Below are 14,397 nucleotides of genomic sequence, written 5' to 3'. Positions count from 1 at the left end.
CGGTATCTGGCTCCGGCGGGGCCGGCCGCCGTGGCGCTGGGATAGCGTGAGGACCTCGTCGGGGCGCTGCCTGCGCCGGCGCAGCGACGAGGAGCGAAGGGGTCACCGGTGCCCAGGACCGACGAGGCCGCGCGTCCACCGGCTCGACGGACGCAGGAGCAGCGCCGGACCGAGACCCGGACCAGGCTGCTCGACGCCGCGGTGGAGTGCCTGCTCGAGCTCGGCTACTCCTCGACGACGGTCGCCGAGGTGCAGGAGCGGGCGGGCCTCGCCCGGGGGACCCTGCTCCACCACTTCCCCACCAAGAACGAGCTGGTCGTGGGTGCGATGGGGCACCTGGCCGCTCGACGCGTCGACCAGTTCCGCGCCGAGGCCGAGCTCATCCCGCCCTCCAAGGACCGTCTGGAGGCGCTGGTCGACCTGGCCTGGAGCGGACTGCACGACCCGGCCTTCTTCAGCGCGGCCGAGCTCTGGGTGGCGGCCCGGACCGACCCCGACCTGCGCGCGGCGCTGCTGCCGGTCGAGGCGGTCGCCTTCGCCGACCTGCAGGACGGCCTGACCGCCGTCCTGGGTCCCGCGTACGCCGACGACCCCAGGACCCCGACGCTGGTCGGCATGACCATCGACCTGCTCACCGGGCTGTCGCTGGCCGCGATGCTGACCGGCGACCTCGGTGAGCGGCGCAAGCTCCTGGTGCGGTGGAAGCGTGCGCTGGGCGTGCTGTTCGGCGAGCTCCCCCCCGACGAGTTGCTCGGACCCCGCGCCCGGTCCTGAGGCCGCGCCCCGTCCTGGGCGCCCGGGCCCGGTGTGCGTCGGGTCGGCCGGGCGGCCGGCGTCGCGGTCGCCGAGCGGTCCGCGGCGCGAGGGGCACCTCGTCGTACGGTCGGGGTGTGCCCGATGCCTACCTCTACGCCACCGCCCGGACGCCGTTCGGCCGCTTCGGCGGCGCGCTGTCCGACGTCCGCCCCGACGACCTGGCGGCGACCGCGCTCGCCGGGGTCCTCGCGAAGGTTCCCGACCTCGACCCGGCCCGGATCGGTGACGTGGTCTGGGGCAACGCCAACGGTGCGGGGGAGGACAACCGCAACGTGGGCCGGATGGCCGTCCTGCTGGCGGGCCTGCCGACCTCGGTGCCGGCCACGACGGTCAACCGGCTCTGCGGATCGTCGCTGGACGCCGCGATCATGGGCGCGCGCGCCATCGAGGCGGGCGACGCCGAGGTCGTCGTGGTCGGCGGGGTGGAGTCGATGACCCGCGCCCCGTGGGTGCTGCCGAAGCCGTCGCGGGCGTTCCCGGCCGGCAACGTCACCGGGGTGTCGACCACCCTCGGGTGGCGGCTGGTCAACGAGCGGATGCCGGCCGCGTGGACCGTCTCCCTGGGGGAGGCCAACGAGCTGCTCGCCGAGCGCTTCGCGATCTCGCGGGAGCGGCAGGACGAGTTCGCCGTCCGCTCGCACGACCTCGCCGACGCGGCGTGGGCGGCGGGGTTCTACGACGAGCTCGTCGGGCCGGTCGCGGGCGTCGACCTGGCGCGCGACGAGGGGATCCGGCCCGGCTCGAGCGTGGAGCGGCTGGCGGGTCTGAAGCCGTCGTTCCGCACGGTCGAGCAGGGCGGCACGATCACGGCCGCCAACGCCTCCCCGCTCAACGACGGTGCCTCCGCCGTGCTGCTCGCCGCGGAGGACGCCGACCTGGGCGCCGCGCCGCTGGCCCGGGTCGCCGGGCGCGGCGTGCACGCCCTCGACCCGCAGGACTTCGGCTTCGCGCCGGTCGAGGCGGCGAACAAGGCGCTGGCCCGGGCCGGGATCGGCTGGTCCGACGTGGGCGCGATCGAGCTCAACGAGGCCTTCGCGGTGCAGTCGCTGGCCTGCGTCGACGCCTGGAGGGTCGACCCGGAGCTGGTCAACACCAAGGGCGGGGCGATCGCGATCGGCCACCCGCTGGGCGCCAGCGGCACCCGCATCCTGGCCACCCTCGCCCACCGCCTGGTGGAGAGCGGCGAGCGGTGGGGCGTCGCGGCGATCTGCATCGGCGTCGGACAGGCTCTCGCCGTCGTCCTGGAGAACGCCGCACGAGCGGGGTGACCACCCTCCGCGACCGGGCCGTCGACGGCCGCCTCGCCGGGGCCGGCACGTGCGCCGGTCAGGGGTCGTAGCGCCGGTAGACCTCGGCCATCGCGCCCTCGGGGTCCAGTCGAGCCAGGAGCGCGCTGCCGATCGCGGTGAGCTGGTCGACCTGCTCGGGCGTGAGGACGTCGACGACGTGGTGCCGCACCGTCGCGACGTGCCCGGGAGCCGCGGCTCGCACGGTCCGCCACCCCTCCTCGCTCAGCCGGACGTTGGTGGCCCGGGCGTCCTCCGGGCACGGGAACCGGGTCACGAGCCCGCGGTCCTCGAGCCGCTTCACCACGTGGGACAACCGGGGGAGGGTGGCGTGGGTCTGCGCCGCCAGCGCGGTCATCCGCAGGGTGCGCTCCGGGGACTCCGAGAGCATGGCGAGCGCGTAGTAGTCGAAGTGCGTGAGGCCGGACTCGCGGCGCAGCTGCGAGTCGAGCACGCCGGGCAGCAGCTCGAGGATCGCCGCCAGGCGCACCCACGCGGCCCGCTCGTGGTCGTCGAGCCAGTCGGGTTCGGTCACCGGCCCAGTGTGGCGCACAGATGGTTGTCCCTTCAACCAAAGTGGGGTACGGTGATGGTTGTAGCAACAACTAACATGTCGAGGAGCACCTCATGAGCACCACCGCCCCGCGCAGCAGCACCGCTCTCGCCGACGCCCGCATCCCCGCGACGCACCCCTTCGCCGTCCACCTCGGGCGAGCCGCCGCGGCCGAGCGCCGGCAGGCCCACCGGGTCTGGACCCCGGACGACGGCCCGCTGCCGAGCCTCTACCTCAGCCACGGTGCCCCGATGCTCTTCGAGATGACCGACTGGATGACCCAGCTGCACGCGTGGGCGCGCGACCTGCCCCGACCCAGGGCGATCCTGATCGTCTCGGCGCACTGGGAGTCGGCGCCGCTGTCGCTCAGCGCGACCGCGCCGTCCGAGCTGGTCTACGACTTCGGCGGCTTCGACCCGATGTACTTCCAGATGCGCTACGACACCCCGGTCGCGACCCGGCTGGCGGCGACGGTCGCGGCGATGATGCCCGACGCAGAGCCCGTGCACGAGCACCGCACCCGCGGCCTCGACCACGGCGCCTGGGTACCGCTCAAGATCATGTACCCCGAGGCCGACATCCCGGTCCTCCAGCTCTCCATGCCGACCCACGACCCGGAGCGGCTCCTCGACCTCGGACGCCGGCTGCGCGGCCTGCGCGAGGACGGCGTCCTGGTCGTCGGCAGCGGCTACATGACCCACGGCCTGCCCTACCTCGACTGGTCGCGGCCGGACCAGGTGCCCGGGTGGTCCTCGGAGTTCGACCTCTGGGCCGCCGACGCCCTCGGTCGCGGCGACGTCGACGCGCTCTCCGACTTCCGGCACCAGGCGCCGGGCATGCCCTTCGCCCACCCGACCGTCGAGCACTTCACCCCGCTCTTCGTCACCCTCGGCGCCTCGGCCGACCCGAGCGCCGCGCCGACGACCACCATCGACGGCTACGCCATCGGGCTCGCCAAGCGCTCGTTCCAGGCTGCGTGAGCACCACGCCGTCGCGAGCGCCCGTTCGGGAGCCGGCGCCGACCGGCGCCCCCCGGACGCCGTCCCCCCTTTGGGGTGGCTTCGCCGCGCCGCTGTAACGACGCGACGCCCTCGTCACATGTGACCTTCGAGTGGCGGCCGCGGTTCGAGGGTCGCCCGCGTGGCATCCGGAGCGGATCGAGGAGACAGACATGGGATACGGATTCGGAGCGTTCCTGCTGGTGGTGGGCCTCGTGCTCGCCCTGGCCGTGACCGACAGCATCAACGAGGTGGACCTCACCGTGGTCGGCTGGATCATGGCGGCGGTGGGCCTGGCGCTCATCGCCATCACGGCGCTGACCTGGAACAGCGGGCGGCGCGCGCGGTCGGTCCAGACCGTCACCCACCCGGACGGCTCGCAGACGGTGCGCGAGCACCGCACCAACGAGATCTGATCACTTGACCGACCAGCACCTCGGGCCCGGCCGCCCGGACGGTCGGTCCCGACCCGCACCGGCACAGCCCGGACGGGAACGCCCTGGCGACGGTCCTCGTCGCCGCGGAGCGGCCGGAACCCCCACGTCCCACGGACACGTCGCCAGACACCGTCGGGCAACCACCGATCCAGGAGACCCCATGAACACCAGGACCATCGCCGTTGTCGCCCTCATCCTCGTCGTCGTCGTGCTGGCGCTGCTGCTGCTCTGAGACACGGCAGGCCCCGGGCGTGGTGGAGCGCCGGCGACCGCACGACCACTGACCGGCTGAAGGAGGACCCATGACCGCTTCGCCCCCGCTCCTGCTGGGCGGACGCTTCGAGACCGTGGAGTCCATCGGCCACGGCGGGATGGCCGACGTCTACCGCGCCCACGACCACGTGCTGCACCGCGACGTGGCCGTCAAGGTGCTGCGCGAGGTCACCGAGGTAGATCGCGAGCGGTGCGCCAGCGAGGCGCAGCTCCTGGGCATGCTGTCGCACGAGGCGATCGTGGCCCTGTACGACTCGAGCGTCGAGGACGACCGGCCCTGGCTGGCCCTCGAGCTCGTCTCCGGGCGACCGATGTCGGAGCTGCTGGCCGAGGGGCCCCTGGCCGCACGGTCCCTGGCGTTGCTCGCCGCCCAGGTCGCGGCGGGCCTGGCCCACGCCCACGCCCGCGGCGTCGTGCACCGCGACATCAAGCCCAGCAACGTGCTCGTCACGCCCGGCGGGCGTGCCCTGCTCAGCGACTTCGGCATCGCTCGCCTCGTGGGCTCCGAGGACCAGCTGACCCTCGACGGGAACGTCGTGGGTACCGCCGCCTACATCGCGCCCGAGCAGGTCCGCGGACAGCGGGTCAGCGGCGCCGCCGACGTCTACGCCCTGGGACTGCTCCTGCTCGAGTCCCTCACGGGGGAGCGCTGCTTCCCGGGGCCGGCCACGGAGGCGGCGCTCGCCCGGCTGCACCAAGGCCCGCTCATCCCGACCTCGCTGCCCGCGGGGTGGCCCGGGCTGCTGGTGGCGATGACGGCGCTCGATCCCGACGACCGTCCCACGGCACAGGCGACGGCGGAACGGCTGCTGGAGCTGGCCGGCGCGGCGAACACCCCCGGGGACGGCGCGACGCAGGGTGGGACGAGGGACGTCCCACCCACGCCGGAGGCCGCGCTGTCGACGCCGGTCCTGGAGCTCGTGGTGACACCCCACCGGACCCGGCGACGCCTCAGGTGGTTCTGGACCAACCTCGCGATCCCGCTGGTGGTGCTGGTGGGCGCGCTGCCCTGGTGGTTCGTCCGCACCTGAGCGACCCTCCGGCCGTCGTCCCCGCGACAGGCGCCGCTCCGGGTCGTCGGCTACGCCGTGCCCGGCCGGGGTTGGCCGGTGGCGACCTCGGGGGTGACCTCGGGGACGGCCTCGGCGGGGAGTACCCCCACCCCGCCGGCGTCGCGGTCGACGACGCGGCGCAGTCGTCCGAGTGCCCGGTGCCTCGCGACCCGGACAGCGGTCGGCTTCATGCCGAGCGCCCGGGCGGTGGTGGCGACGTCCAGGCCGGCGACGTCGATGCAGGCCACCACCTCGGCCTCGCGCGGACTGAGGTGGCCGAGCAGCCGGGTGACCAGGTCGTGGTGCTCGACCTGCCGGGAGACGTCGTCCACCGAGGCGGAGACCTGCGCGTCGTGCTCGACCGGGTCCGTGCGCCGTCGCCGGGCCGTCCGGTGGCTGTTCGAGGCATGGTTGCGGGCGATGGTGAACAACCAGCCGCCGAAGTCGTCGTCGGAGCCGTGGAACTCGTCGAGCTTGGTCGCGGCCGTCAGCCAGGCCTCGGCGACCACGTCCTCGGGCGAGGAGGCCCAGTCGGTTCGCGGGAGCGCCCGCACCAACGAGACGATCCGGGCGGTGTGCATCACGTAGAGCCGACGCCAGGACGCCTCGTCGCCGGCGCGGGCGCCCGAGACCGCTGTCTCCGACCCGTGTCTCACCGCACGTCGCTCCTGCCGCTGGTCACCGACCTCGAGCGCGACGCGGGGCCCCGACGTCATCAGCTCGGTCTCAGCGTAACGATGTGCGTGCGGTGTGACATGTTGTTGGCGTGGCCCGTTCTCGATCACGCTCCGAGGTAGCGCGACTCCTGCGCGCCGACCCGGCGGCGGCGGTCCCCGACGACCAGCTCGTCGCCCGGCTGGCCGCGCTGGCGGCCTCGTCGCAGGCGGCGCGTCCACCGCACGGACGCCGCAGCGCGCGCGCCGCCGTGGCCGCCGTGGTCTTCGCCGGCGTCACGGTCACCGGCGGCCTCGGGGTGGCCTACGCCTCGGGTGTGATCTCTCCGCCCTGGGAGGCTCCGCGCGCACCGGCCGTTCCCGACCCGTCGACCGGGGAGCCGAGCAGCGGACCGAGCTCGACGGTGGACGTCGGACCGGACGGCCAGCCGGGCGCCGAGCCGACCACACGCCCCGGGCAGGACGGGCCGTCGCTGGGCGGCGCCGGGGGCGGCAGCATCGACCGCGACCCGCCGGGACCCCGCCCCGACGGCGCCCCGGGGGACGGCCCGGGCCCGGTCCAGCCGGGCCAGGGCAATCCGGGCAGTCCGGGCAGTCCGGGCAATCCCGGCAGTCCGGGCAATCCCGGCCAGGGCAACCCCGACAATCCCGGCCAGGGGAACCCAGGCAATCCGGGCAATCCCGGCCAGGGGAACCCGGGCAATCCGGGCAATCCCGGCCACGGCAACCCGGGCCACGGCAATCCGGGCCAGGGGAACCCCGGTCAGGGGAACCCTGGGCACGGTGAGGGTCACCCGGGCCACGGCAACCCGGGCCAGGGCAACCCGGGCCAGGGCAACCCGGGCCAGGGCAACCCGGGCCAGGGCAACCCGGGCCAGGGCAACCCGGGCCAGGGCAACCCGGGCCAGGGGAACCCTGGGCACGGTGAGGGTCACCCGGGCCACGGCAATCCGGGCCAGGGCAACCCGGGCCAGGGCAACCCGGGCCACGGTGAGGGTCACCCGGGCCAGGGCAACCCGGGGCACGGTTCTCCGGGTCCGGACCGGGCACCGGGCGCCTGAGCCGCAGCACGAAGGGCCGGACCGGGTGGACCGGCCCCTGCGTGCCTCCCAGGACGGGTCAGGCTCCGATGGCCTCGTGGGTCGTGCCGCCCTCGACGGTGTCCCGGCCGCCGTCGATGGTGATCTTGCGCGGCTTGGCCCGCTCCGCCACCGGGACGACCAGGCGCAGGACGCCGGCGTCGTAGGACGCCTCGATCCGGTCGAGGTCGAGGTTGTCGCCCAGGACGAGCTGGCGGCTGAAGGCCCCGCGCGGCCGCTCGGCCGCGAGTGCCTCCCAGTCGCCGTTGCGGGCGACCCGCTCGGCGCGCACGGTGAGCACGTTGCGCTCGACGTCGAGGTCGATGGTCTCGGTCGAGACGCCGGGGAGGTCGAACTCGATGACGAACCGGTCGCCCTCGCGCCAGGCGTCCATCGGCATCACCACGGGTCGGCTGGTGGTGCCGAGCAGCTGCTGGGCGAGGCGGTCGAGGTCGCGGAACGGGTCGGTGTTGCGCAGCATCATGGTGTCCTCCTCGAGGTGGTCGTGGGTATCGGGTCGTTCCGATTACCTGTATCGTGAGATACACATTTGTTGTAGCCGACGGTGTAGCCCAGGCGCAAGTCGTGCGACTGAGAAGTTCCTGAGAGGTGGCGGTCGTGGTCCGACGGGAGGCGGGGGTCTTCGCGATCTCGGTGGCGGCGCGGATGGCCTCGATGGAGATCCAGAACCTGCGCGTCTACGAACGCCGCGGCCTGGTGCAGCCCGATCGCACGGCGGGAGGCACCCGGCTCTACAACCAGGACGACGTCGACCGGCTGATCCGGATCGGCGAGCTGCTGGCCGAGGGACTGAACATCGCCGGCATCGCGCGCGTGCTCGCGCTCGAGCACCGGCTGGACCGGCTGCAGGCCGAGAACCGGCGCCTGCGCACCCGCGGGTCCGCGGGTCGCGACGGCTGAGACCGCCGGGTCCGGGTCCGCGGGCGAGGCCGGCGGTGGGAGGATGGTGGCCGACGGGCCGACTTCCGGTTCCCGGCAATCGGAGGACTCCATGCTTCGACTCGACGCGGTGGCCGCGGCGGCCGCCGGGGACGCCGGAGGGATCGATCCCGGCCTGCTCGGTGACTTCCTCCCGATCGTGGTGGAGGCGGCTGCCTCGGGTCGTCGGCTGCGTCGCGCGGAGCTGAGGGCGTGCGGCGAGCACGGCGCGGCGGCGGCGCTGGTCGGCGTGCCGCTGCGGGCGCTCGTCGACCTCTACCTCTCGGCGTGCTGGCGGCTGTGGGAGGAGCTCGACACCGGGCCGGACGCCGTCCGGGTGCGGGCCGCCGGACTGGCCGTGCTCCGGGCCGCGGACGACGCGGTGGCCGCGCTGGCCGAGGGCTTCCAGCTCGCCCGCAACGACCTGTCGCGCCAGCAGGAGTCCACCCGGCACGACGTCTTCGACCTCCTGCTGGGCGGTGGTCCGGCCGCGGTCGAGGCGACGGGCCGGGCCGCCGACCTCGGGCTCGACCTCACCAGCCCGCACGCGGTCCTGGTGGCCCGGCACGACCTCACCTTCGACCACCCGTCACTGACCTCGGTCCCGCGTCGCCTCGAGGGCGCCGTGAGCGGCCGCCACGGCGACACCAACCCGCTCGTCGCGACCAGGAACGGACTCCTGGTCTGCATCTTCGCCGCGCCGGACCGGGCCAGCGTGACGCTGGTCGGGGAGCGGCTCGCGGCGGTGATCGCCGAGGCCGCACCGAGCGCGGCCGGCCCGCCCCCGGGCGCGGGTCCCGGGCGGGCCTGGCAGGCCGCGATCGGGCGCACCCGGCCCGGCGCGGGCGCCGTCCGGGTGTCGTACGAGCAGGCCGGCAACGCCCTGGACCTCGCCAGCCGGCTCGGTCTCGAGGACGCCGTGATCGACTCCGGCTCCCTGGTGGTCTACGAGGTGCTGCTGCGCGACCGCGCCGCGATCGACGATCTGATCGCCGCCGTCCTCGGGCCGCTCCACGAGGCGCCGGGCAGCGCGGCGGCGATGGTGGAGACCCTCGAGGCCTACTTCGCGTGCGGCGGGGTCGCCACGGCCACCGCCGCCCGGTTGCACCTCTCGGTCCGGGCGGTGACCTACCGGCTCCAGCGGATCGGCGACGTCCTCGGGCTGGACCCGACCGATCCGGCGCACCGCTTCACCCTGCACGCCGCGGTGCTCGGCGCCCGCCTGCTGGGCACGTTCTCCGAGGGCTGAGTTGCCGGGTGTCGGCAACTTCGTCGCCGGGAGTCGTCCACCATCGGACCTCGTCCGTGGGCCTCGGGTCGCGCAGAATCGAGGAGTACCCAGATCACCTCGAAGGAGACCCTCGTGCACGACGTACCCGTCTGGCTGTGGGGCGCGTTCGCCGCCACCGTCGTCATCGCCCTGGCCATCGACCTGCTCGCCCACCGCGACGCCCACGTCATCGGCTTCAAGGAGGCCGCGCGCTGGAGCGTGGGGTGGGTGGGGCTCGCCGTCGTCTTCGGGATCGTGGTCTTCGCCGTGGTCGGCCGGGACGCCGGCGTCGAGTACACGACCGCCTGGTTGCTCGAGAAGAGCCTGTCGGTCGACAACCTGTTCGTCTTCGCCCTGATCTTCGGGTACTTCAAGGTGCCGGCGCAGTACCAGCACCGCGTGCTGTTCTACGGCGTCATCGGCGCCCTGGTGTTCCGCGGGATCTTCCTGGCCCTCGGTGTCGCCGTGGTCAGCCAGTTCACCGCGATCCTCTTCGTGTTCGCCGCGATCCTGCTCTACAGCGCCTACAAGCTGATCAAGGGCGACGACGACGACTACGACCCGAGCACCAGCCTGTCGCTGCGCCTGATGCGCAAGCTCGTGCCGATGACCGACGAGTACCACGGCACCAAGTTCTTCATCAAGGAGGCCGGCAAGCGCGTCGGCACCCCGATGCTCGCCGTCGTGGTCGCCATCGAGGCCGCCGACCTGCTCTTCGCCGTCGACAGCGTGCCCGCCGTCCTCGCGGTGAGCGACGACGCCTTCATCGTCTACACCTCCAACGCCTTCGCCATCCTCGGCCTGCGGGCGCTCTACTTCCTGCTGGCGGGCCTGCTCGACCGGTTCCACTACCTCGGCACCGGCCTGGCGCTCATCCTCGCCTTCATCGGCGTGAAGCTGATCCTGCAGGCCGCGCACAAGACCATCGACACCTCCATCCCGGAGATCCCGTCCCTCGTGAGCCTCGGCGTGATCGTCGTGGTCCTGGCCGGATCGGTCGGACTCAGCTTCCTCAGGCCCCGGGCTGCCGAGGGCGCGGACGACGACGCGGGCGGCAAGGACGAGGACGAGGTGCCGGTCGAGCCGCGCTGACCCGCGTCCGACAGCATCGCCGGCGGCCTTGCGTAATGATGTAATCATGTAAGCATGACGACATCAGAGAGCACCACCGAGAAGGTCGCCGGCTGGTTCGAGGGCCGGCTGCCCGCAGAGTGGCGGGCCACGCCGGCCGCCATCACCGTCGACCGCGAGGAGGTCGTCGTCCTGCTGACCCAGCCGGACGTCGACCTCCCCGACGCGAGCGACGCCGCCCTGTCCGAGGCACGGGTGGGCCGGGCCCGGGCCTTCCGCGAGGAGACCCGGGCCCGCCGCATGGAGATCGCCCGCGAGGCCGAGCACCGCTTCGAGGCCAAGGTCTCGTGGGGAGTCGTGCTGGGTGAGCACCGCGAGCTCTGGACCCACGTCGCGGCACCCGTCATGACCCGGCTGCGCCAGCCCCAGCGACGGGTGCTCGACACCCTCGTCGAGGCAGGCGTCGCGCGGTCGCGCTCCGACGCCCTCGCGTGGTGCGTGCGGCTGGTCGCCCAGCACGAGGACGACTGGCTGACCGAGCTGCGCGACGCGATGACGAGCGTGTCCGACGTCCGTGCGAAGGGGCCGTCCGCCTAGGTGCAGCCCGGGCGCCGCCGACGCCGTCGCGTGCTCAGGCGAGCCCGACGAGCGCGGCGGAGCGCTCCCACAGCCCGTCGATGACCGACTGGTCGCGAGCCTGCCGGTTCTCGCGGCCGTGCGGGTCGAACCGGCTGAAGTAGGCGCCGTCGAGCTCGGGGTCGGGGCCGCGCTCGGCGAGGGCGACCAGCGGCGCCGCTCCGTCCGGGACGCTGATCGTCGCGAGCCGCTTGAGCGGGGTGCGGTAGGCGAGTCCGACGAGCCACGAGTCGCGGCCGAACGAGCTGCCCACGGGGCCCGGGTGGACGGTTACCGAGACGATGCCGTCGGAGGCCCAGCGCTGGGAGGCGCCGCGGGTGAAGAGGATGTTCATCAGCTTGCCGGTGCCGTAGGCCCGGAGCTCGGATGCCCGACGGCGCTCGTGGTCGAGGTCGTCGAGGACCACCTTGCCGACCAGGTTGCCGATGCTCGAGGTGTTGACGACGAGTGACGCGCCGGCGGCCGCCAGCCGCGGGCGGAGCAGGTGGGTGAGCAGGAACGGCGCCAGGTGGTTGACCTGGAAGTTGGGCTCGTGGCCGTCGTGGGTCCGCCGCGACGGGGCGAAGGTGCCGCCGGCGTTGTTCATCAGCACGTCGAGCCGGTCCACGCGCTCGCCGACCTGGTCGGCGAGCCGGCGGACGTCGTCGAGCCGTGAGAAGTCGGCGACCAGCGGGTCGGTCCCGACGGCCTCGGCGACCGGGCGGAGCTTGTCGGCGGAGCGTCCGGTCACGTGGACCGTCGCACCCCGCGCGGCCAGCGCCCTGGCGGTCTCGGCGCCGATCCCGTCGCTCGCCCCGGTCACCAGGATCGTGCGGCCCGCCATCGTCTGGTCGCTCATGGCGCGAGCCTAGTGGCGCGCCGGCCACGGGTCGGAGCGCATGCTCGGGCAAGCGGATCGGACTGGGGCGGCTGGTCCCTCGTCAGCGGGCCAGGGCGAGCTGCGGGGCCGGTCGGGGCTGGGCCAGGGCCGCGGTGACGGAGTCGACCGCGACCCGGACGACGGCGTCGTCGAGGCCGGCGCGGGGGCACACGTAGAGCGCCAGCGGCGCCGGGGACGGGAGCGAGTCGACGGCGACCAGCCCGGGCGGTGCCTCGTCGAGGGCCATCAGGGCCACGCCGAGCCCGGCCCCGGCCGCGGCCTGGACGCCGGCCAGCTGGGTCGCCTCGCTGCCGACGGTGGCGGCGATGCCGTGGTCGGCGAGGGTCTCGAGCGCCCGCTTGCGCAGCTCGCACGGGCCGTCGAACGCGACGACCTGAACGGCGTCCGGTGCGGTCGGGCGCCGCCAGCCGGGAGCGGCGTACCAGGTCAGGTGGAGCTCGCCGACCAGGGCGGCGCCGGGGTGGTCGCCGGCGTTCAGCAGCAGCGCGAGGTCGACCTGTCCGGACGCCAGGCCGTCGCGCAGGCGGGACCCGCGGTCGATCCGGTAGCGGAGCCCGGCGTGGGGGACCGCCTGCTCCAGCGCCGACGACAGCGTCGGGAGCAGGCGCGCGGCCGCGTGCTCGGTGGAGCCGACGGTCAGGTCGAGGCGGGTGCCGGTGACCTCGCGGAGCGCCTGGTCGTGCAGGGCGAGCAGCTGACGGGCCGAGGCCAGTAGGCGCTCGCCGTCGCCGGTGAACCGCGAGCCCCGGCCGTGCCGCTCGACGAGCGGCTTGCCGGTGGCGGCCTCGAGGCGGCGCACGTGCTGGCTGACCCCGCCCTGGCTGAGGTGCAGGTGCTCGGCCGCGCGCTGGAAGCCGCCGCAGTCGGCCACCGCCACGAGGCTGCGGAGCGGTCCGATGTCGAGGGTGCGGTCCATGTCGATCAGATTACTTCACAATCGATCACCAGGCGTGATGACATGCATCACGGACTCTCGTTGGAGTGTTCTCTCTAAGACAACTAGATTGATAGAGAAATAGTTGATGGAGAGAGGATCTGGATGTCCGCGCCGAGGCAGATGCACCTGGGAGCCGTGCCCTACGGCACCGGTGGCCCGGGAAGCCACACGTTGTGGCTCGACCCCGAGATCCCCACCGACGCGAGCGTCAACGTCGAGTGGTTCGTCGAGATGGCCCGGCTCGCCGAGCGCGGCAGGTTCGACCTGATCTTCGTGGTCGACAGCCAGTTCATCACCCCGTTCTCCCCTCCGCACTACCTCAACCGGCTCGAGCCGCTCACGCTGCTGAGCGCGCTCGCCATGCGAACCGAGCGGATCGGCCTGGTCGGCACCGCGACGACGAGCTTCAACAGCCCGTTCAACCTGGTGCGCCGCCTCGGCTCGCTCGACCTGATCAGCGGGGGCCGCGCGGGCTGGAACGTCGTCACCACCGGCGACGCCGGCACCGCGGGCAACTACGGCCTCGACGAGCACTTCGACTACGACACCCGCTACGGCCGCGCCCAGGAGTTCGTCGGCCTGGCCCGCGCCCTCTGGGACTCCTACGAGGACGACGCGTTCCCGCGCGACCGCGAGACCGGCCGGTTCCTCGACCCGGACAAGCAGCACGTGCTCGACCACGACGGCACCTACTTCAAGGTCCGGGGACCGCTCAACCTGGAGCGCTCGGCCCAGGGCCACCCGGTGATCTTCCAGGCCGGCGACTCCGACCAGGGCCGCGACCTCGGTGCCAGCGTGGGGGAGGGCATCTTCACCTTCGCCCCCGACATCCCCACCGGTCAGGCGTTCTACGAGGACGTCAAGACCCGCGCCCGCGACCGGTTCGGCCGCAACCCCGACCACGTCGTGGTGATGCCCGGCATCAAGGTCGTGGTCGGTGACACCGACGAGGACGCCCGCGAGATCGAGGCGTTCAACAACGACCGCGACCACACCTTCGACGCCGCGCTGCGCGAGTTCGGCCGACCGTTCGGCTGGCACGACTTCACCCAGTACGACCTGGACGCGCCGTTCCCGGCCGAGACGCTCGTGCACGGCGAGCGCTCCTTCTTCACCCAGGCCAAGGCGGTCACCCAGCGCGCCCAGGACAACGGCTGGACGCTGCGCCAGGCCGTGGAGGCCACGCGCGGCTTCCGCAAGAGCGAGTTCGTCGGCTCGCCCGCCACGGTCGCCGACAAGCTCGTCGAGTGGTGGGAGGCCCGGGCCTGCGACGGCTTCAACATCGGGCTGGACCACCCGGCCAACTTCCGGCGGATCGTCGACGACGTCGTTCCGCTGCTGCAGGAGCGCGGGGTCTTCCGCGCCGAGTACGACTCCACCCACCTGCGCGGGCACCTCGGGTTGCCCGTGCCCGTCAACCGCCACACCGCCGCCCGCGCGGCCGGCTCGGCGTCAGCCCGCTGACGCCACCGGCCCACGCCCCTCTTCTCCCGACG

General features: G+C 73.6%; 16 protein-coding genes. 11 read left to right on the top strand and 5 right to left on the bottom strand.

Features of this window, described 5'->3' with window-relative positions:
* Window positions 1–108: 108 nt before the first annotated feature.
* A complete protein-coding gene (locus E4623_RS18505) occupies window positions 109–774 on the top strand; it encodes a TetR/AcrR family transcriptional regulator (protein WP_134768027.1) in 666 nt (221 codons plus the stop codon).
* 116 nt (window positions 775–890) lie between these two features.
* Complete coding sequence (locus tag E4623_RS18500) at window positions 891–2,084, top strand: thiolase family protein (RefSeq protein WP_134768026.1); 1,194 nt, start codon at window positions 891–893, stop codon at window positions 2,082–2,084.
* A gap of 58 nt (window positions 2,085–2,142) precedes the next feature.
* On the opposite strand, the gene E4623_RS18495 is transcribed toward E4623_RS18500, so the two are convergent.
* A complete protein-coding gene (locus E4623_RS18495) occupies window positions 2,143–2,637 on the bottom strand; it encodes a MarR family transcriptional regulator (RefSeq protein WP_134768025.1) in 495 nt (164 codons plus the stop codon).
* A gap of 92 nt (window positions 2,638–2,729) precedes the next feature.
* Between E4623_RS18495 and E4623_RS18490 the strand changes: the two genes are divergently transcribed.
* From E4623_RS18490 to E4623_RS18480, 3 genes are all read left to right on the top strand, one after another.
* On the top strand, window positions 2,730–3,635 hold the full coding sequence (locus E4623_RS18490; RefSeq protein ID WP_134768024.1) for a class III extradiol ring-cleavage dioxygenase: 906 nt from the start codon (window positions 2,730–2,732) through the stop codon (window positions 3,633–3,635).
* 191 nt (window positions 3,636–3,826) lie between these two features.
* On the top strand, window positions 3,827–4,069 hold the full coding sequence (locus E4623_RS18485) for a DUF6458 family protein (RefSeq protein WP_134768023.1): 243 nt from the start codon (window positions 3,827–3,829) through the stop codon (window positions 4,067–4,069).
* A 323-nt stretch (window positions 4,070–4,392) separates the two neighbouring features.
* A complete protein-coding gene (locus E4623_RS18480; RefSeq protein ID WP_134768022.1) occupies window positions 4,393–5,394 on the top strand; it encodes a serine/threonine-protein kinase in 1,002 nt (333 codons plus the stop codon).
* Window positions 5,395–5,444: 50 nt separating this feature from the next.
* On the opposite strand, the gene E4623_RS18475 is transcribed toward E4623_RS18480, so the two are convergent.
* Window positions 5,445–6,131, bottom strand: a complete 687-nt coding sequence (locus E4623_RS18475) for a sigma-70 family RNA polymerase sigma factor (protein WP_134768021.1) — start codon at window positions 6,129–6,131, stop codon at window positions 5,445–5,447.
* A gap of 50 nt (window positions 6,132–6,181) precedes the next feature.
* On the opposite strand from E4623_RS18475, the gene E4623_RS23390 reads away from it, so the two are divergent.
* Window positions 6,182–7,150, top strand: coding sequence for a hypothetical protein (locus E4623_RS23390; protein ID WP_209020754.1), 969 nt, complete (start codon window positions 6,182–6,184; stop codon window positions 7,148–7,150).
* 58 nt (window positions 7,151–7,208) lie between these two features.
* Here the strand turns inward: E4623_RS23390 and E4623_RS18465 are convergent, their stop codons facing one another.
* On the bottom strand, window positions 7,209–7,652 hold the full coding sequence (locus tag E4623_RS18465; protein WP_280633680.1) for an Hsp20 family protein: 444 nt from the start codon (window positions 7,650–7,652) through the stop codon (window positions 7,209–7,211).
* 134 nt (window positions 7,653–7,786) lie between these two features.
* Between E4623_RS18465 and E4623_RS18460 the strand changes: the two genes are divergently transcribed.
* The 4 genes from E4623_RS18460 (at window position 7,787) to E4623_RS18445 (ending at window position 11,045) form a co-directional block, all read left to right on the top strand.
* On the top strand, window positions 7,787–8,089 hold the full coding sequence (locus E4623_RS18460) for a MerR family transcriptional regulator (RefSeq protein ID WP_245155166.1): 303 nt from the start codon (window positions 7,787–7,789) through the stop codon (window positions 8,087–8,089).
* 91 nt (window positions 8,090–8,180) lie between these two features.
* Window positions 8,181–9,356 (top strand): helix-turn-helix domain-containing protein, encoded by a 1,176-nt coding sequence (locus E4623_RS18455; RefSeq protein ID WP_209020753.1) that lies wholly within the window; start codon window positions 8,181–8,183, stop codon window positions 9,354–9,356.
* 114 nt (window positions 9,357–9,470) lie between these two features.
* Window positions 9,471–10,469, top strand: a complete 999-nt coding sequence (locus E4623_RS18450) for a TerC family protein (RefSeq protein WP_134768019.1) — start codon at window positions 9,471–9,473, stop codon at window positions 10,467–10,469.
* Window positions 10,470–10,523: 54 nt separating this feature from the next.
* The gene (locus tag E4623_RS18445) at window positions 10,524–11,045 is read left to right on the top strand and encodes a hypothetical protein (protein WP_134768018.1); all 522 of its coding nucleotides are present in this window, start codon (window positions 10,524–10,526) and stop codon (window positions 11,043–11,045) included.
* 34 nt (window positions 11,046–11,079) lie between these two features.
* On the opposite strand, the gene E4623_RS18440 is transcribed toward E4623_RS18445, so the two are convergent.
* Window positions 11,080–11,922 (bottom strand): SDR family NAD(P)-dependent oxidoreductase, encoded by an 843-nt coding sequence (locus E4623_RS18440; RefSeq protein WP_134768017.1) that lies wholly within the window; start codon window positions 11,920–11,922, stop codon window positions 11,080–11,082.
* Window positions 11,923–12,004: 82 nt separating this feature from the next.
* Window positions 12,005–12,880, bottom strand: a complete 876-nt coding sequence (locus E4623_RS18435; protein WP_134768016.1) for a LysR family transcriptional regulator — start codon at window positions 12,878–12,880, stop codon at window positions 12,005–12,007.
* 123 nt (window positions 12,881–13,003) lie between these two features.
* Here E4623_RS18435 and E4623_RS18430 point away from each other — a divergent pair, with 123 nt between their 5' ends.
* Window positions 13,004–14,365 (top strand): LLM class flavin-dependent oxidoreductase, encoded by a 1,362-nt coding sequence (locus E4623_RS18430; RefSeq protein ID WP_134768015.1) that lies wholly within the window; start codon window positions 13,004–13,006, stop codon window positions 14,363–14,365.
* Window positions 14,366–14,397 lie beyond the last annotated feature (32 nt).

This window comes from Nocardioides sp. 1609 (assembly GCF_004522105.1).
In the GTDB taxonomy this organism is placed as follows: Bacteria; Actinomycetota; Actinomycetes; order Propionibacteriales; family Nocardioidaceae; genus Nocardioides.
This window is presented reverse-complemented; position numbering and strand designations above follow the sequence as displayed.